The sequence below is a fragment of the Niabella sp. ZPM-14 genome, assembly GCF_055693045.2.
The window spans coordinates 2,737,466-2,755,427 of sequence record NZ_CM181148.1 but is presented as its reverse complement, the minus strand read 5'-3'; the positions used below and the strand labels follow the sequence as shown (position 1 = coordinate 2,755,427).

13 protein-coding genes, 1 tRNA gene and 1 pseudogene are annotated in these 17,962 nt (G+C 45.5%); 11 read left to right on the top strand and 4 right to left on the bottom strand.

What is annotated here, in order from left to right; all coding sequences use genetic code 11:
* The first annotated feature begins 1,187 nt into the window (after positions 1 to 1,187).
* The 3 genes and pseudogenes from ACU37H_RS11605 (at position 1,188) to ACU37H_RS11595 (ending at position 3,355) form a co-directional block, all read left to right on the top strand.
* A complete protein-coding gene (locus ACU37H_RS11605; protein WP_472704287.1) occupies positions 1,188 to 1,685 on the top strand; it encodes a hypothetical protein in 498 nt (165 codons plus the stop codon).
* A 6-nt stretch (positions 1,686 to 1,691) separates the two neighbouring features.
* On the top strand, positions 1,692 to 2,108 hold the full coding sequence (locus tag ACU37H_RS11600) for a DUF3997 domain-containing protein (RefSeq protein ID WP_472704289.1): 417 nt from the start codon (positions 1,692 to 1,694) through the stop codon (positions 2,106 to 2,108).
* A 139-nt stretch (positions 2,109 to 2,247) separates the two neighbouring features.
* Positions 2,248 to 3,355 (top strand): annotated as a pseudogene (locus tag ACU37H_RS11595) (IS3 family transposase).
* Between the two features lie 565 nt (positions 3,356 to 3,920).
* On the opposite strand, the gene ACU37H_RS11590 reads toward ACU37H_RS11595, so the two are convergent.
* Both ACU37H_RS11590 and ACU37H_RS11585 read right to left on the bottom strand, forming a co-directional pair.
* Complete coding sequence (locus ACU37H_RS11590; RefSeq protein WP_472701345.1) at positions 3,921 to 4,796, bottom strand: DUF5694 domain-containing protein; 876 nt, start codon at positions 4,794 to 4,796, stop codon at positions 3,921 to 3,923.
* 9 nt (positions 4,797 to 4,805) lie between these two features.
* Positions 4,806 to 4,934: a hypothetical protein gene (locus ACU37H_RS11585; protein WP_472701346.1), complete on the bottom strand. Its 129-nt coding sequence runs from the start codon at positions 4,932 to 4,934 to the stop codon at positions 4,806 to 4,808.
* 260 nt (positions 4,935 to 5,194) lie between these two features.
* On the opposite strand from ACU37H_RS11585, the gene ACU37H_RS11580 reads away from it, so the two are divergent.
* The 3 genes from ACU37H_RS11580 to ACU37H_RS11570 are packed head-to-tail and all read left to right on the top strand — an operon-like array spanning position 5,195 to position 6,689.
* The gene (locus ACU37H_RS11580; protein WP_472701347.1) at positions 5,195 to 5,971 is read left to right on the top strand and encodes a sensor histidine kinase; all 777 of its coding nucleotides are present in this window, start codon (positions 5,195 to 5,197) and stop codon (positions 5,969 to 5,971) included.
* Positions 5,968 to 6,501 (top strand): LytR/AlgR family response regulator transcription factor, encoded by a 534-nt coding sequence (locus ACU37H_RS11575; protein ID WP_472701348.1) that lies wholly within the window; start codon positions 5,968 to 5,970, stop codon positions 6,499 to 6,501. The genes ACU37H_RS11580 and ACU37H_RS11575 overlap by 4 nt, the downstream gene beginning before the upstream one ends.
* Positions 6,501 to 6,689 (top strand): LytTR family transcriptional regulator DNA-binding domain-containing protein, encoded by a 189-nt coding sequence (locus tag ACU37H_RS11570; protein ID WP_472701349.1) that lies wholly within the window; start codon positions 6,501 to 6,503, stop codon positions 6,687 to 6,689. The genes ACU37H_RS11575 and ACU37H_RS11570 overlap by 1 nt, the downstream gene beginning before the upstream one ends.
* 298 nt (positions 6,690 to 6,987) lie before the next feature.
* Here the strand turns inward: ACU37H_RS11570 and ACU37H_RS11565 are convergent.
* Positions 6,988 to 7,059 (bottom strand) — tRNA-Arg (locus ACU37H_RS11565).
* Between the two features lie 60 nt (positions 7,060 to 7,119).
* Entirely contained in the window at positions 7,120 to 8,289 is a 1,170-nt protein-coding gene (locus ACU37H_RS11560; RefSeq protein WP_472701350.1) for a LacI family DNA-binding transcriptional regulator, read from the bottom strand.
* A gap of 65 nt (positions 8,290 to 8,354) precedes the next feature.
* Between ACU37H_RS11560 and ACU37H_RS11555 the strand changes: the two genes are divergently transcribed.
* The 5 genes from ACU37H_RS11555 to pelA all read left to right on the top strand — a co-directional run bounded on the left by ACU37H_RS11555 (position 8,355) and on the right by pelA (position 17,960).
* Positions 8,355 to 11,594 (top strand): SusC/RagA family TonB-linked outer membrane protein, encoded by a 3,240-nt coding sequence (locus ACU37H_RS11555; RefSeq protein ID WP_472701351.1) that lies wholly within the window; start codon positions 8,355 to 8,357, stop codon positions 11,592 to 11,594.
* Positions 11,595 to 11,612: 18 nt separating this feature from the next.
* Positions 11,613 to 13,433 (top strand): RagB/SusD family nutrient uptake outer membrane protein, encoded by a 1,821-nt coding sequence (locus tag ACU37H_RS11550; protein ID WP_472701352.1) that lies wholly within the window; start codon positions 11,613 to 11,615, stop codon positions 13,431 to 13,433.
* A gap of 24 nt (positions 13,434 to 13,457) precedes the next feature.
* Positions 13,458 to 15,119 carry a DUF4957 domain-containing protein gene (locus ACU37H_RS11545; protein ID WP_472701353.1) on the top strand — a complete coding sequence of 554 codons (1,662 nt, stop codon included), beginning with the start codon at positions 13,458 to 13,460 and terminating at the stop codon, positions 15,117 to 15,119.
* A gap of 65 nt (positions 15,120 to 15,184) precedes the next feature.
* Positions 15,185 to 16,675 (top strand): pectate lyase, encoded by a 1,491-nt coding sequence (locus tag ACU37H_RS11540; RefSeq protein ID WP_472701354.1) that lies wholly within the window; start codon positions 15,185 to 15,187, stop codon positions 16,673 to 16,675.
* A 124-nt stretch (positions 16,676 to 16,799) separates the two neighbouring features.
* Entirely contained in the window at positions 16,800 to 17,960 is a 1,161-nt protein-coding gene (pelA, locus tag ACU37H_RS11535; RefSeq protein ID WP_472701355.1) for a pectate lyase, read from the top strand.
* Positions 17,961 to 17,962: the final 2 nt, after the last annotated feature.

Sequence of the window (17,962 nt, the reverse complement as noted above, 5' to 3'; positions counted from 1 at the left end):
GGTTTACTGGGACGAACGTTATAAGCAGAGGAATTCAGCTTACCAACCCCTTTTTGAACAGGTTAGTTTTTTCTTGTAGCCTTGCCAGAAGGAAACTTGAACCAATTTTTAATTGATTTAGAACGTTTGCTGAATTTTCCTAAAGCGATTTAGGAATAACATTAGCAGAAATTGGGAAAACGGCACTCGCTCCCATGGTCGCGACAGCCGTTTTTATGCGGAAGCAAGCCGATCGATAGATGCAATGCACCTTACTTTTTCGATTTGCCGAACCGCTTGCGCGTTTTTGTTGAGCAACTATAATGTTAGCTGATTTTTCTTATAGTTCATGTTATTATTCAATAAATTTTCACCAAGCAGGGAAATTAATTTTTTAAAATTAATTTATTTTTTGTCTATGTTTATCATACTTTGTATTTTCATTTTTTAATTGCTCTGTGAAAGTGACTGAACTGTAGCTGCTAATTTTTCTGACCTGTGTATTGAGAGTTCTCTACCGCTTCAAGTTTTTAGTAACGCATAAGAGTATTATTCTCGAAGTGTCAATGATTCACTACTGGGATTAACGCGTTTCCCTGAATGATAGGACAACTTCTTCTTTTGACTTTTTCGCTGCTCAAAGCTATTGGCTTTTTTTTCCAAATACAGCAAATACAGAAGGTCCAGATGGATTGAAATGTCTATAGCTTTTTGACTAAGATTGGCATGTAGAGCATCTATTAAGCTGTAGCCGTAAGGTGGCCTACTTTAAACGAGACGCGAATCAACGGGCGACGTCAACAATCTATTGATTCCTAAATCTTAAAAAGTCATAGAGTTGGAAATTTATATTCAAAAATATGGAACGGGTTGGTCAACGAATGATACGAAGTATGCTTGTAAGAAAGGCGTGAATGACGTTCCTTCGGCAAAAAATAACACGTAAAAGCTATACGGCTTGCAGAATAAAGGAAACATAACACTTCATTTGATTGCAAGAGCGTCTTGGGATCGCTTAGCTTATAATCAACTATCAAATTATTAAAAATATAGATAACCGAGATAATTGACGTTATCACCTTACAACGCCAAAACTAAACTTTCAAATTTGAACAATCACTAAATGAGCATACCAATGTTTATCAACTGCATCAAGCCGAAAATTCAGAGGTTGGCAACGCAATTACGGTTTTGCAAGCAAAGCAGCAGTGGAAAAATACGGAAATCATTATGCTAATCTGAAAAATAGACCAGATTATGATGGGTTTGTAACAATTGGTGAAGGTGTCGATTGGGCTAAAGCTCATCCAAACTTAGATGACGACGGTGTTGAATCAAACGGAATGGGTAATGCTACTCCTGATGATTGGCTTTATTTGGATGCAAAAAAAATGAATTTTGGAACAGTTAAAACTGAAGACTTGAGTTTAGATAAGATTGTCGATATAAACCTACTGTACAAAACAGATCTTACTAATTCTGCATCAGTTGCTACTACGTATGCTTTAGGAAGAACAAAACTAAAGTTATTAGATGCGAATGGTTCAGTCCAAGTAGTTAATGGAAGACATAATATATATAATTGGGATCGGGGTGGCAATACAATGCGGAAAAAATTAATTGACTTAGAAAGGAAAAGAACCGGAATTAATGATAGTCATGGGTTCCCATTATACATTTACGGAACAGGGAAACTCTCTAAATAAAAAAGCATGAAGTATTTATTGATTTTGTTTATAACGGTTTTGTTTAATGCCTGTAGCGTGTTTTTGGGTATAAAAAATCTTGGTTCCGGTTACTATTTAGATACAGATCAAATAATTTACACAACAAAAAAAAAGTATGATGGAATTGGATTGAGCGTAATACCTTCCCAAGTTCTTTCAATAGAATCTAATAGTGAGTTTATTCTCGCTTCATCAAAAAATAGCTTGGGAGCGGTTAAATATTGGATTATAATTAAAAAAATTGAAAAGAAAGAAATAGAATATCTTTCAAATAAAGAGTTTCCTGGATATTATGTTTATAGTAATATAAAGGGGCCTCTAAGCGAATCCGAATTTGAGGAGGCACGCAAAAAGTATAATGTACCCAACAACTTAGAATTAAAGTCAATAATTAGGCAATAATAACTTATCGGTGAGGTGTGACCCTGAATAAGAAAACTAGGGATGAGTCATTATAAAGTGGGCTTTCCCGACGTGTAAGTGTCCCTAAAAAACAGACAGTTTAAAGTAAGAGCGATTAATTAATTTTAAACTGTAAAAGATGAAAAAGACAAGATTCACAGAAACGCAAATTGTTTGCGCATTAAAACGCCAGGAAGGCGGTATTCCGACTAAGGAGCTCTGTCGTGAGTTGGGTATATCAGAAGCGACATTTTACAATTGGAAGAGTAAATATGGAGGGATGGAAGCTTCTGATGTAAAGCGTATGAAAGAACTGGAAGAGGAGAATGCCCGGTTAAAACGCATGTATGCTAACCTGGCTATGGATAACGAGATATTAAGGGATCTATTCACAAAAAAAGGCTGGGCCCTGCCACCAAAAGGCAATTAAGCGAGGAGCTTGTGAGGGAGCGAAAAATACCGGTGAGCCGGGCCTGCAAATAGTTTCATTACCCCGTTCTCAGTATTATTATGCGTCTGTAAAGGATGATTCAGACGTAATAGAAGCCTTACAGGAGTTGGCCTTTGCCTACCCATCGTATGGATTTCGAAAGCTCTTTGCTTATTTGCGCCGCTCGGGTAAGGCTTGGAATCATAAGCGAGTGTACCGTGTTTATAAGTTATTAAAGCTTAACAAAAAACGAAAAGGGAAAAGACGTTTAACCGCACGTGTAAAGCAGCCGTTGCAGCAACAGACAGAAGTGAATAAAACATGGAGTATGGATTTTATGAGTGATAGCATGACCGGCAATCGTAGGTTCAGAACATTCAATGTGATGGATGACTGTAGCAGGGAGGTATTAGCGATTGAAGTTGACACTTCCATATCTTCAAAACGGGTAATCCGCATATTGGACAGGGTTATTGAAATCAATGGAACACCAGAAGTAATTAGGGTGGATAATGGTCCGGAGTTTACTTCAAAAGACTTTCAATTATGGGCTAAAGAAAAGGGAATCCATATTCAATATATCCAGCCCGGAAGGCCTATGCAGAACGGATATATAGAATGTTTTAATCGTCTTTACCGCGAAGCGGTATTGGATGCTTACCTGTTCTTTGATCTTGGCCAGGTAAGGGAGCTAACGCAGCGTTGGATGGAAGAATATAATTATAAAAGGCCACATGAATCACTCGGTAATCTTACACCTGTTGAATACAAAATATTGGCTGGTGAAAAGAAAAACGCCCAACCAATAACTGTCTGAAATATGGGGTACTTACATAATGATAGATGCAGATGCCTAGTAATACGCTTACGCTTCAAACTGGCCTTTATCAATCACAATAGCTCGATATTGTAAATCTGTCGCAAAACAATAGTCAATTAATTCACTATACAAAGGGTAACTTGATTTTGACAACGAAGTACATTTACCTTCTGTGTGCAGGTTGAACCTTTTTTTAATTTGGCGAATGTTATCATGATGAAGACTAACCTCTAGTTGTGTGCGGAACTTATATACCCTATCAGCATAAACGGATTTTTGTGATTTTCTAAACAGCTTTTATCACAATAGAAATTATACGCTTTAGTCATTCTGGTGTTTTAAATAAAGAATATTCATATGCCTTAGTCTATCGATTAAAAAAAACAACCAAAGCGACAACAAAATTTGTGACGAATTGATTGTTAATTATTCTTGTAGCCTCGACAGAACAATTTTCGAAACTTTTCTTGATGGAATTAAGATATATCGCTTTATTATACCTGTATAGCCAACAATGAATTTTACCATTCTGGACTGTTCACATACAACTTAACGCTTTTGCCTACTTCTTCAGCTCATTAAACTTGATATAATTATACTCCGGTGAGCATTCAAACAACTGATTCAACAACTGGATATGTCCGGCACCATACAAGACCAGTATGCGGTCGTCAGGTGACGTGGTGATTTGTTGAATATGCCGGTAAATACGCAGGTTGCGATTATACCAATGCATGGCCAATGCGTCGGCGCCACGGGTATTGCCTAGCGTAAAATCTCCAACCAGATAAGCGCCGTATCCGCGATTCAATACTTTTTCGGAATTGATGTATTTAAAATAGTCGAGCAGTGGCATTTTCACGGCGAGTTCGTCTTTATATTCGTAGAATTTTTTATACAACTGCGAAAGCGAATCATCACTCCGGAAATCCCAATCCTGATAAATACTATCAATCAACGGGCGATACAACATTGAATCTTTTGAGTTTGAGAGACTGGACACAAACGGAATATCATCTGTACCGTAAATAGTATCGAGGTTGAACCGCTCCATCAACCGAAAACCGATCTGTTCTGTTTCCTCCGCACGGAGCTCTCTTGTGCCGGCGCGGTATTGCCGGTACCGATTCATCAGGTAACCGCTGTTGCGACCGCCTTCCACCGCAATTTTGGTAGGCTTAAACCTTGCGATGTAGTCCAGCAATACGGCCAACTCTTTTTGCTTCTCTTTACTTTTGATATCAACCTGCTTGTCTTTGTCGGTCTTATGAGCGTCTAAATTATAATAGGCGAAATGAAAAGAGCCGACCAGAAAAACCGAGGGCTGCTTTCTGTTGCCGACGAGAATATTGTCTGGATCGACGGGTTTCTGTGCTGTAAGGGTTACGCAGCCAAACAAGGTAATTGCGTGGAGTAGGAGACATTTAAATTTTTTCATGAGTCAAAACTATGGGCCATTTATTTCCGCGATGGACCCGATCTGCAAACGCTCAAAATGGCTCTTCATAAAGTTTTGAACCACCGTTTGCAGATTGAAAGGAGTGTTTTGCAGATTGACAGTAAATTTATCAGCCATGGTTTTATATTTTTGGAAATGCGTCTTCGTTTCTGGCATCTGCTATTTTACTATTTTATCTTTTACATGTTCTGGGATGCTGCCATTGATTATTTTGGCAACCGACCGTTTTTTCGGAAGACAGTTTTTCATTTAAAATTATTGTACTCACGGTAACCAGTTTTTTTTCTTTTTTCCTGTACCCATTATCAATCTGTATCTGGTTTGGAAAATCTCTTCCCGGTAAGGTCGGTCGCGCTCTGTTATTGTGCATACTTTGTTTGCCCTTCATTATTTTCTTTCGCTTTCTGTTACAGGAAATAATTTCTCAGCAATTGTTTGGCTTTGGTAATTACTTTAGCCCGGTTTCGGTAAAATATTATTTTCAGGACAACTTGTATTTTGCTGTACTGTTTTCCTGCTTCGGGCTGGTGTATTTTTTTGTGCATTATACCAGGGTCTCAGAGCGCAGGCAGGCCTCACTTGCTATTGCGGCGAAAGAATCAGAACTGGCTTTTCTGAAATCACAGATCAATCCGCATTTTTTATTCAACACATTGAACAGCATTTGCACACTTATCTATAAAAAGGATGATAATGCACTTTTCGCTACGGAAAAGCTTTCCTCGTTGCTGCGTTATGCATTGTATGAAGAAAAAACTGAAGTAGTGTTGGAAACGGAGATCGATCACCTCAAAGACTATATCGAATTACAGCGGTTGCGGTTCGACGATGCAGTGACGATCAACATGGAAGTGGAAAACATAGACGATACGCTGCTGATCTGCCCGCATTTGCTGATCAGTCTGGCCGAGAATGCGTTCAAGCACGGTGATTTTTCTGATCCCGGTACGCCGTTGACAATAAAGGCAAGTACCAATGACAACACATTGGTTTTCCATATAAAAAATAAAAAGGCAAATAAACCGGTGATGCATGGCGGTATCGGTCTTCAGAATATAAAAAGACGGCTGGCGCTACTGTATGAAAACAAGCACACCTGCCAGATAAGCGAATCCGACCAGCAATTTTCCGTTACTTTGACAATCGTACTTTGAATACCGCAGCACACATATTAAACTGCGCCATTGCAGACGACGAGCCGTTGCCAATCGAATTGTTGCGCGATTATATCGGCCGCACACCTGGGCTAAACCTGGTCATGGCTTCCCGAAATCCGGTGGAGCTGATTGCCTTGCTGGAGCGACAGCCGGTCGACATATTGTTTCTCGACATACAGATGCCTGAACTGGATGGGTTTCAGGTGGCAAATTTATTGCGGGGAAAATGTGAAATCATATTAACCACCGCGTTTCCGCAATACGCACTTAAGGGATACGAATATGATGTGGTTGACTATCTGCTGAAGCCATTCAGTTTTGAGCGCTTTTTGGGCGCCATCAATAAATGCCGTAAGCGAATTACCTCCCATATCAAAAACCAACCGGCGCAGATCAACGATTTACATGAGCCCGGATATTTTTTTGTAAAAACGGGGTCACGCCTGAGGAAAATTTTTTACGATGATGTATTGTACCTTGAGGCGATGCGCGACTATATCAGTATTCATTTACCAATGAAAAAGTGATGACACTGCAAAGCTTGTCGAGCTTTGAAGAGCAGTTGCCCGAGCGATTTGTACGCATTCATCGTTCCTATATTGTCAATGCTGACAAAGTGAGTTTTATTGAAGGTAATAAAATCGGCATTGAAAAGAGTATCATTCCTGTGGGGGATAAATATCAATCTGGCTTGTCGAAGTTGTCGCGGAAGTAGGGGGAGTGTCCGTAAGCTAACAGTACGTATGCATTTAGTGAGAATAAGGTTACAAGTCATATTGAATTAGAAGGTCTAGAGGCTATTTCAGTTAAAGACATCTGGAAGGTCGCCGGTATTACTAGTAGTACTCCTGCAAAGTACAGCAGGTAAAAGTGTAATTGCACTGTTTTTAACCGAGTTTTATTGTTTTCTATCGAAGCATAAACTTTACTTCAAAAGTAGTATAAAACGTGTGTTAATACGTGTGTATGTTAAGTTAAATTAATTATATCTATTTGATAATTAATTGTAGTTGTAGCCCGGACAAGAATCGAACTTGTATCTAGAGTTTAGGAAACTCCTATTCTATCCATTGAACTACCGGGCCATTTCCGGCAGCTGCCGGAAGGGCTGCAAATATAATGAAGATTTCGTTTTTTGCCGGGTCCTAATTTTGACTGCTTTCTCTGATGATTAGCTCGGGCGCCAGGCATTCCAGCCTGAAATCCGTCACGGCCCGCTTGCTTTCTATCAGGTTCAGCAATAGCGAAGCGGCCTGCTCACCCATCTCAAAAGCGGGCTGGCTGATCACGGACAGCGCGGGGCTGAACAGCGATGTGTATTTGGAATTATTGAAGCCGATGACGGCGATATCTTCGGGCATCCGGATATTTCTGTTTTTAAGCAGGCTGAATGTTTCGGTGGTGATCTTGTCGGCCAGGAGCACCAGCGCATCGGGCCTTTTCTTCATCGACAACAGTTCGTCCACCGCTGCTTCCACCTCTTCCACGATCAGTCCGCCATGGTCACAATACTTGATCAGCCGGTCCTCCAGCGGTAGCTGATGTTCTGCCAGAGCCTTCTTGTAGCCCGCCAGCCGGTCCTTTGTGATAGACAGGTGAATATTATTCGCGATGACCGCGATCCGCCTGGATTGATTGTCCAGCAAGTGTTTCGTGGCGCGGTAAACACCCTCCTGGTTGTCCGTCACCACCTTGTGCGTTTCAATTTCTTCTACAACGCGATCGAAAAATACGATCGGCAGTCCCTTTTCATGCAAATGTTTCAGGTTAGTAAAATCATTCGATTCCGCCGACACAGAAATGATCAGCCCGTCGATCGAACGGGACGTCAGGTAATCCAGGATCATTTGCTCGCGCTCAACGGATTCTTTGCTTTGGGTAATGATTACATTGTAGCCGCTTTTATAGGCAATGGATTCTATGCCGTTGATGACCTGGCTGAAAAAAGTGTTCGCAATTTCGGACACTACGACGCCGATCGACAATGTTCTTTTTTCCTTCAGGCTTAAGGCCACGGGGTTGGGCCGGTAATTAATCTCAGCAGCATAATCCCGTATTTTCTTCTTGGTGGCTTCGCTGATCTCATAGCTGTCGCGTAAGGCCCTCGACACTGTAGAGGTAGACAGTCCCAGCGCTTTGGCAATATCTTTTATGGTGGCTGCTTCAAACTTCATACGGGCGGTGCACCTTTCCTGCGAAGATAGCGATAATGCACACGATACCGGCAACGTTTGCGTAAATAAATGCATCCTGCGCTGTCCTGTTTGTTCGAAAAATGGAGTAGCATTGTTTAACGATTGAATAAGCCTGGCCATAGAATGCAACCGATTGCAATTTTTGCATGCCCCGCTTAATTTCTTAAAACTAAAACACAAGCCGTATGATTAGATTATTGTCGACCATGCTGATGGCATGTTTATGCCTGACTGCCTACTCCCAGACAAAGGCGATTTCGGGCACGGTGCTGGATGACACGGAAGCGCCGCTGCTTGGCGTCACCGTCACCCTGCAAGACTCGAAAACGGTTACGCAGACCGACGCCAACGGGAAGTTTACGATCAACGTGCCGGAGGAAGGTAATGCCCAACTGGAATTTTCTTTCACGGGCTACAAGACCCAGGCAGCCGCCGCTACCGATGGCATGACGATCACCCTGGTAAGAAACATTGTCTCGGAGGAAGATGTGATTGTAGTAGTGGATTACGGTTATGGCCAGATCAAAAAGTCGGACATGACGGGTTCTGTGGCGACACTGTCGGGCAAGGACCTCGCGAAAATACCGGTAGCCAATGCCGCACAGGCCATGACGGGGCGCTTGCCCGGCGTGAAGGTACTTACCGCAGACGGCGCACCGGATGCTGATGTAAGCATACGCGTGCGGGGCGGCGGTTCTATTACGCAGGACAATTCTCCGCTTTTCGTCGTAGACGGTTTTATCGTTAACAGCATCCGCGACATTCCTCCAACTGATATAGAATCGATCAACGTGTTGAAAGACGCCTCCGCCACAGCCATTTACGGAGCACAAGCCGCGAATGGCGTAGTGGTGGTGACTACCAAGCGACCGCGGGCAGGAAAGATCACCGTGTCCTATAACGGCTTTTATCAGATCAAAAAACTGCCCGAAGACAGGAAGCTGGAAGTACTGGACCCGTATGAATTTGTGTTGGCCAACTATGAATATTATCGCCTCCAATCTGATGCGGCGACCCGGAATTTTGAGCGCTTTTTCGGCGTGTATGATGATCTTGAGCTGTACAAAAGCAAAGCAGGCACTGACTGGCAACAGGCCTTATTCGGAGATCCAAGACCTTCTCAATATCACAATGTCAGCCTGAGCGGGGGAACCGCCATGACCAAAGTGAGTTTAAGTCTTACCAATAATAAAGATGCCGGTCTGTTGATCAATAACGGCTACAGGCGCGACGCTCTCAATTTTAAACTGGATCAGAAGATATCAGAAAAATTATCTTTCAGCGCTACCACGCGTATCACAAAAACCGGGATCGACGGTAACGGTACCGCCAATGCGCAATTGTCCATCAAAGACGCGATACAGACCCGGCCGACCAACGGACTGGCCGACGAGCTGGAGCTGGACCTGAACGCGGTGGACCCCAACGACGACTTTGCTCAATTTATACAAAGCCTGGTGAGCCCCTACGAATTAGTGAAACAGGACTGGAGGAAACGCACTACCAACAACTATGTGCTGAGCGGCACGCTGGATTATAAGATCCTTTCCAACCTGACCTTTAAAACCACCTACACTTCCGAAAAGACCTTCGACGATAACCTGCGTTTTTATGGTCCCTTAACCGGCGAGTCATTCAACAATGGCGGCAACCTGCCCCTCGGCGAGAAGACCAACACGGAACTGTTCTCTTACCGTTGGCTGAATACATTGAATTACCGCCTTCGCAATCTCAAAAATCAAAACCTGGATATCCTTCTCGGGCATGAAATGTTTTCATCGGGCGGTACCCGCGCATTCATCCGTTCAGAAGATTTCCGCATTTCCATTACACCGGAAGAGCTGTTTGCCAACATGACCTTTGGCAGGACCGATCGCCTAGAAACAGAGAATTATACCAACGCCAACAGGGTGTCCGGGTTTGGCCGCGTCGATTATCAGTTGCTTGATAAATACCTGGCGACTGTAACGATGAGAGCCGATGCGTCCAGCAAGTTTTCCAGGGCAAATCGCCTGGGGATTTTTCCGGCAGTCGCCCTGGGTTGGAAACTGTCTAACGAATCATTTCTCGCCGACGTGTCGTGGATCAAAGAACTGAAGCTGAGGGCCAGTTACGGACAAACGGGTAACGACCGTATCGATGCCACTGCCGCACAGTTTCTGTTTGTGGGCTCTACCAATCGCGGGCCGGGCTTCGGAAATATAGACAATCCCTATTACACACCATCCGGAACAACCTTATTCAACCCCGATATTAAATGGGAAACTACGATCAACCGCAACCTGGGTCTGGACTTTACCTTATTCAAATCCAATGTAACCGGTTCTCTTGATTTTTATAAGAACACGACCAGGGACCTGCTGCTTCGTTCAGCTATTCCGTCCAATACCGGGTTTACCACCCAATGGGCCAACGTGGGCAGCACCTCCAACCAGGGTGTGGAACTGGGCCTGAATGCATCGATCATCAAGAAAAAAGACCTGCTGATCAATCTCAACTTCAACATCGGCCGCAACATCGCCAGGATCGAAGCACTGGACGGCACTGACTCCCGCTTCTTTCAGTCCAACTGGGCCAGCACGGACCTGAAAGACAGGGATGATTTTTATTTTGAAGTCGGTGGTCGTGTAGGTGACGTATACGGATATGTAACAGACGGATATTACCAGACCACTGACTTTGAGAGTTATGATGCTACATCGGGTCGTTACACGTTGAAAGAAGGGGTTCCCAACTCCGGCGGAACGGTAGGTAATGCCAATGTGCGTCCCGGGTTTTTGAAACTGAAGGATCTCAATAATGATGGCGTCATCAATAGCGACGACCGCCAGGTAATCGGGAATACGCTGCCGAAAGCACAGGGTGGCTTTGGATTTGATGCCGTTTACAAAGGTTTTGATTTTTCAATCTTCTTTGACTGGACCTATGGCAACGATGTATACAATGCGGGAAAGATCCAGTATAGCCAGTTCAGACGCGTAACCTACGGCAACCTGCTATCCTCCATGAGCCTCGACAATCGCTTTTCTTACCTGGATGTAGACGGAAGCTACACCGGCACACCCGGTGGTATTGTTACCGACCTCGATCAGCTGGCACAGCTGAACGCCAATAAGAACACGTGGTCCCACGCCAGTTACGGCGTAGCGCAGGCGGTGATCCATTCCTGGGCTATTGAAGACGGATCTTTCATCCGGCTCAACAACCTCAATATCGGTTATTCATTACCTCAAAAATGGATCTCCCGCCTGAAAATGAGCCAGCTGCGGGTGTACGTTACCGGCAATAACCTGAAACTCTGGACCAAATATTCCGGCTATGATCCCGAGGTAACGACCAAGGGAAGCGGCTTAACTCCGGGCGTAGACTATTCCGGTTTTCCACGCAGCCGCTCCTTCACGTTCGGTTTAAACGTCACTTTTTAATCCAAAAAACTCGTAAAAATGAAACTACAATATATACCGGTCCTCGCAATGACATTGGTTTTGGGTTCTTGTCAAAAGTTTCTTGAGCCGGATTCCATTTCCACCTTCGATATCAGTTATGTATACTCCAACGTAGACGATACCCGCAAAGGCGTGAACGCCGCTTATGAAGCTTTCGGCACGGATGGCTTCCGCTCGCGATTGTCCAACAACATGACCGGCAATACAGACATTGAACACAGCAGCGGCTGGGGCAGCAGCTCCGACCGCTACCAGATCTGGGATCTGAATGCTTTATCGACCAACGGCGACCTTCGCCAGTTCTGGAACTCCGCCTACACATCTATTCGGAACTCCAACATTGCCATAGAAGGTATCGAAGCCAGCGCGGCACTTCAATCGCCCGACGTAGCTACCAAAAATAAAATGTATCACATGCTGGGCGAGGCATACACCCTGCGGGCTTATTGGTATAGTATGCTGATCTACTACTTTGGCGATGTACCCAATGTGCGGGAAGCACCCAAGGCAGGAATGGACTTTTATTTACCAAGGGAGGATCGCAACCTTATCTTGACACAGGTGATCGATGACCTTAGAAAGATCGAAGATAAAATGATGTGGGCCGATCAGTGTCCGTATGGTACCGAACAGGTGAACAGGGAATACACCATCGGGATGATCGCCAGGTTGGCGCTGCAAAGAGGAGGCTACTACCTGACACCGGAACTGAACATGGAACGGAAAAGTGATTACCAGGACTATTACAGGATCGCGAAAGAATACACCGAAAAGCTGATGACCCTGAAAGACCGGCCGCTGCCCACGGATTACCGCCAGATCTTTATGAACCAGAATAAGTTCATCACCACCGTCAACAGCGAAATCCTGTTCGAAGTGCCGTTTGCTTTAGGCAATGGCGATGTGGCCTGGAATATTGGTATCACCGTAGATGGCGGCGCTACCGCGAACCACGCCTTTGGCTCGGGAAGCAACTATATGGCGATACCGCCGAGTTATTATTTTTCTTTTGATACACTGGATATCCGCAGGGATGTTACCTGTGCCTTATATAAAGTCAACACAGCTTTCGAAGAAGTGTTTGTCAATGGACCGACCAATATCGCACAGGGCAAATGGAGTCGCTACTTTTTAGACAATCCGCCCGGTCAGAACTCTGCCAAGGGAACCGGCATCAACTGGCCGATGATGCGTTATGCAGACATCCTGTTGATGCATGCCGAAGCGGTGAACGAGCTGGAAGGCCCTACTGCTGCGGCACAGGCGGCGCTTACGAGGGTAAGAAGAAGAGCGTTTCCAGAAAGTCTTTGGGCGACTAAAGTTGACGCCTACGTGGCTTCAGTGGCCGCCAGTAAAGGAAGTTTTTTCAACGCGATCGTTGATGAGCGGGCCTGGGAATTTGGTGGCGAAATGATCCGCAAATACGAACTCATCCGATGGAACCTGTATGCAGAAAAAATGGAAGAGACGGTAGAAACCTTAAAAGACATGGCCAATTCCGCAGTAACCGGCGCAGGTCAATATGCCAACTACCCTGACTATATGTACTGGAAAAGAAATACATCCGGCAAGTTCATGGTCTTGAACCCCAACCGGAAAGTGACAACCGTTCCGGACAACAGCTGGAACCGCGTTAATTTCCTGCTGGATCTTTGGGACGGCACCAAGAACACTTACAAAGAATGGGTTACCAAAGACTGGGCAAATTATTATAACGGCCCCAAGCCCGGCGTGGCCAGGTACATCTTTCCCATACCCGAAGAGGCGGCCGCGGCCAGCAAAGGAAAAATCACTAACGACGGCTATATGTTTCAATAAGCTTCAACTCTAAAATCTTTTGTAATGAAGAATAAAATTTCTGGTATAGCGCAGCTCTTTTCAGGCATAACGATCATCGCCACGCTGTTAGTGGCCTGCCAAAAAGACGAGCCAACCTCCGAACCAACAAGGCTTTTCAGGCCAGCCTTAAATACCAATGGTCTCACAGCCGACAGCAATGTGATCGTTGTCAACCTGGCCAAGATTCGCGAAGCGGCTTCCTACACGATCGAGATCAGCAGGGACTCTTTTAAAGTAGTAGACTATACGGTCACGGCAGACACGAATTATATTGTGCTGAACGAGGCTTTATTAGGCGAAGGCCTGCTGTATAATACGCTCTACCAGCTCAGGGCAACTGCAAATGCGGCGAACCCTGAATATAATAGCAGACCTTCAGACCTGGGTGCGATCCGCACACCGCCGTTCCCTTCCGTGCTGAAAGCGCCATTGAGCAACCATGTCACTGACACGAAAGCCAAAGTGACCTGGGAAGTTTCGGGCTCTGCGGTTACCGGCGTCAAAGTGTTCGGTGCTGATGACCTGCGCCTTAAAACGCCGTTGAAAGAATTCGATGTTCCTCCCGCCGGACAATCCAACGGTGAGTTTATCGTTACGGGCTTAACGCCAAACACGCCTTATCAGATCGCTATTTACAGCGGCACCACTTTAAGAGGATGGATCGATTATAAAACGCTGGTTCCCGGCGTCGATGTGAACGATCCGAAAGTAATTGACCTGAGCGAATCAGAAAACCCTGATGCTGTAACGACTGCATTGGCTTCCGTTCAGGAAGGCGGGATCATTCTTTTGAAGAAGGGCTTCAGGTATAACCTTCCTACTGTCAGTCTCAACAAGTCTGTTACCTTCAAAGGCGCTTATGGATTTGAGGAAAGCAAGGCCGCCTTGGTAAATACCGCCGGCAACATGAATATCGCCACCGGAGCCAATATCGCACATGTAGTGTTTGATGATATAGAAATCGACGGTGCCAATATCTCTTCCAACTATGTGTTTAATCCCAATAACACCGGCACCACACAAATACAGGAGCTGCGTTTCGAAAACTGCGATCTGCATCATATGAGGGGTGTGATCAGGATCCGAAGCGATGTATTTATCAGGAACTATATTATATCCAATTCTGTGGTACATCATATCGGTGGCTACAGCGTTCTTACAGCCGATACGGACGGCGCCGGCAAAGCGGCCTTCGATCATGTAAAGTTCCTCAACTCTACTTTTTACAAGATCAATTCGCTGGTACAAACGCGACAGAATTTTCAAAGTTTTGAAATCGAAAGCTGCACGTTTAACGAGTTCACGTCCGGCGGCGCTCAGGTATTCCGCTTCCGCGGGGCCGACGACCGCAACAATGTGATCAACGGAATCACTATCAGGAACTCCATCTTTGGTCATGGCTGGGACGAATCCGGCACGGAAAATACAACCGTAACGATGAAAAGCGGGTTGCCCAATACCAACTTTACCATCACCAACGTTTGGGGCACCTCCGATCTGAAAGTAGCCGCCGGATCTGAGATTCCCGGGCTTCCGGCGATGACCTACAACAATACGGCGGCCAAGCTTTGGTCAGACCCATACAACGGAAAATTCAATTTCCTCGATCCGGGTTTTGCCGGTAAATACGATTCAGGCGCTCCGGTGTGGAGAAGTAAATTATAATTCACCTCAAACGGAGTGAGCTTCCCATTAACGCTCACTCCGTTTAATGCAAAAACACAAGTAATATGTTTGATTCTAAATACCCGCTAAAGCCCGGGCTGCCGCTGGCGCTGCTCCTGTTCATGACAGCCTGCGCCAAAAGCAGCGGAACGCAAGAACCAGCGCCTGTTACGCCCGATCCGGTAAAAGAAACAGCGCTTGCCTTTCCGGGAGCAGAAGGCTTTGCCAGGAACATCACGGGCGGACGCGGCGGTAAGGTGATTAAAGTGACCAACCTGGATGACGCCGGAAGCGGCAGCCTGCGTGCCGCAATTAACACTGCCGGCAAACGCCTCATTGTATTCGAAGTATCGGGGACGATCGCCCTGAAATCCAACCTCAATATCAAAAACAATGACCTGACCATTGCCGGACAAACAGCGCCCGGCGACGGCATCACGCTACGCGACTACCCCGTGTACGTGGACGCCGATAATGTCATCATTCGCTTCCTCCGTTTCCGCATGGGCGATGCGGCGCAGCAGGAAGGAGACGCGCTCGGCGCAAGGTTCAGAAAAAATATCATCATCGATCATTGTTCCATGAGCTGGAGCACCGACGAGTGTGTGTCTTTTTATGCGAATGAAAACACGACTATCCAGTGGTGCCTCATCGCTGAAAGTCTGCGCAATTCCGTACATGATAAAGGCGCACATGGCTATGGAGGCATCTGGGGCGGCAAGAAAGCCAGCTTCCATCACAACCTGCTGGCCCACCATGATAGCCGCAATGCAAGATTGGGTGAAGAGGCAGGAAAAGCCTTTGCATTGACAGATCTTGTCGATATCCGGAACAACGTTATTTATAATTGGGGAAGCAACAGCTTTTACGGAGGCGAGGCCATGAATGTCAATATGATCAACAATTATTTCAAGCCGGGGCCCGCTACTATAGCGAATAACGGCGCTACGAAGCAAGGACGTATTATTTCCATCGATAAAAATAAAAATGCCGGAACCGAAGTGTATGATATCTGGGGCAAGTTCTTTATCAACGGCAATGTCGTGGAGGGAAATAGCAATGCGACGAACAACAACTGGACTTATGGTGTTTACAACCAGTTTCATGGAAGCTATGGCACCGTGCCCGAAGCTGATAAAACGGCCATGCGCTTGAGCAATGCGCTTCCGATCGATGAGAACGTTGTCACCTACCCGGCGGAAAAAGCGTATCAGCAGGTGGTGAACTTTGTGGGAGCCTCTCTGGTGCGCGATGCCGTGGATCTGCGCATTATCCAGGATGTCAAAAACAAAGCCTTTACAGCCAATGGTTCCAACGGCAGTAAAAACGGTATCATCGACACACAAGCGGACGGCGGCGGCTGGCCCGAACTACAATCAGGCACCCCTCCACCGGATACGGATGGAGACGGTATGCCCGACACCTGGGAAAAAGCCCATCAGCTGGATCCTTCAAAAGCCGATGCGGGTGGCAGAGACCTGAGCACAGGATACGACAATATAGAAGTGTACATCAACAGCCTGGTGAACAAGATCACTGAGGATCAAAAAATTTGAATCGGCGCAGGCTAACAGCGCAGGACGGTTGATTGATAATCAGGATGGATATTTAGCAACGCTCGTCAAACATTATAGTATTAGTATGAATGATTGTATTGGCCTCTTTAACCTGATAAAAAAAATGGCAACCTCTTTTTTGAAGACTTCCGCATTTCTTTTGCCGCTTTTATTTTCGATGGCAGCAAATGGACAGGAACCGATCCCTTCTGTTATTGACCCAAAGCCGTTTGCAGACAATTCTAATCACTGGTATGGCATCGCGGATAAAACAAATATGGTCAATGCATTGCCGGATAAGCCGCGGTACCAGCCGTCAAACGTCAGAGAAATTGCGGATAATATTTTACTGTACCAAAAATCCAACGGCGGATGGCCCAAGAATTATGACATGTTCGCGATCCTTACGCCGGAGCAGAAAAAACAGATCGCTGCTAAGAAAAATGTGCTGAACACGACATTTGACAATGGCACCGGCTACACGCAAATAAGAGCGCTGGCCATTGCTTTTTCGGTGACGAAAGACAAGCGCTACGAGGAAGGAGCCCTCCGCGGACTGGAATACATTTTAGCAGCACAATATAAAAACGGTGGCTGGCCGCAATATTACCCCATCGAAAACAACTACAGCCGGTACATCACCTATAACGACGGCGGAATGATCGGTATCGTCAACCTGCTGAAGGATATTATAGAAGACAAGCCTTTATATGATTTTATAAATGCGCCACTACGGTCGCGTCTTTGTATGGCCTATGAAAAGTCGATTGATTGCATATTAAAAACACAGATCAAAGATCGCGGTCAGTTAACAGCCTGGTGTCAGCAGCATGATGAGAAAACCCTGCAACCCGTATGGGCAAGGAAGTTTGAGCCGCCAAGTATTTGTAATGGCGAGAGTGCAGACGTAGTCTTATTCCTGATGAGCATTAAAGATCCCGGTCCGAAGATCATCGGTGCGGTCCAGGCCGCCGTCCAATGGTTCAACGATTCAAAGATTGAAAACACCCTGGTGAAAACGGTGAAAGCTGATTCGTTAGATACGCCCTATCGCACATCCACAACAGACCGTGTGGTGGTAACGGATACCAGCGCGCCACCGATCTGGACCCGGTACTATGAACTCGGCACACATCGTCCGATGTTTTGCAACCGCGACAGTAAAGTAGTGTATTCGCTGGCGGAGGTGGAAAGAGAACGTCGCGATGGTTATGCCTGGTACACGTATGCACCTCAGAAAGTATTGAACAATTATCCGAAATGGTTAAAAAAAATAAAGTTCTGACC

What these genes read in the sequence shown, in the direction of transcription:
- ACU37H_RS11545 (WP_472701353.1), top strand. Translation starts at nt 13,458, where the DNA reads ATGAAGAATAAAATTTCTGGTATAGCGCAGCTCTTTTCAGGCATAACG.
- ACU37H_RS11560 (WP_472701350.1), bottom strand. Translation starts at nt 8,289, where the DNA reads ATGGCCAGGCTTATTCAATCGTTAAACAATGCTACTCCATTTTTCGAA.
- ACU37H_RS11570 (WP_472701349.1), top strand. Translation starts at nt 6,501, where the DNA reads ATGACACTGCAAAGCTTGTCGAGCTTTGAAGAGCAGTTGCCCGAGCGA.
- ACU37H_RS11555 (WP_472701351.1), top strand. Translation starts at nt 8,355, where the DNA reads ATGATTAGATTATTGTCGACCATGCTGATGGCATGTTTATGCCTGACT.
- pelA (WP_472701355.1), top strand. Translation starts at nt 16,800, where the DNA reads ATGGCAACCTCTTTTTTGAAGACTTCCGCATTTCTTTTGCCGCTTTTA.
- ACU37H_RS11585 (WP_472701346.1), bottom strand. Translation starts at nt 4,934, where the DNA reads ATGGCTGATAAATTTACTGTCAATCTGCAAAACACTCCTTTCAATCTG.
- ACU37H_RS11550 (WP_472701352.1), top strand. Translation starts at nt 11,613, where the DNA reads ATGAAACTACAATATATACCGGTCCTCGCAATGACATTGGTTTTGGGT.
- ACU37H_RS11540 (WP_472701354.1), top strand. Translation starts at nt 15,185, where the DNA reads ATGTTTGATTCTAAATACCCGCTAAAGCCCGGGCTGCCGCTGGCGCTG.
- ACU37H_RS11590 (WP_472701345.1), bottom strand. Translation starts at nt 4,796, where the DNA reads ATGAAAAAATTTAAATGTCTCCTACTCCACGCAATTACCTTGTTTGGC.
- ACU37H_RS11600 (WP_472704289.1), top strand. Translation starts at nt 1,692, where the DNA reads ATGAAGTATTTATTGATTTTGTTTATAACGGTTTTGTTTAATGCCTGT.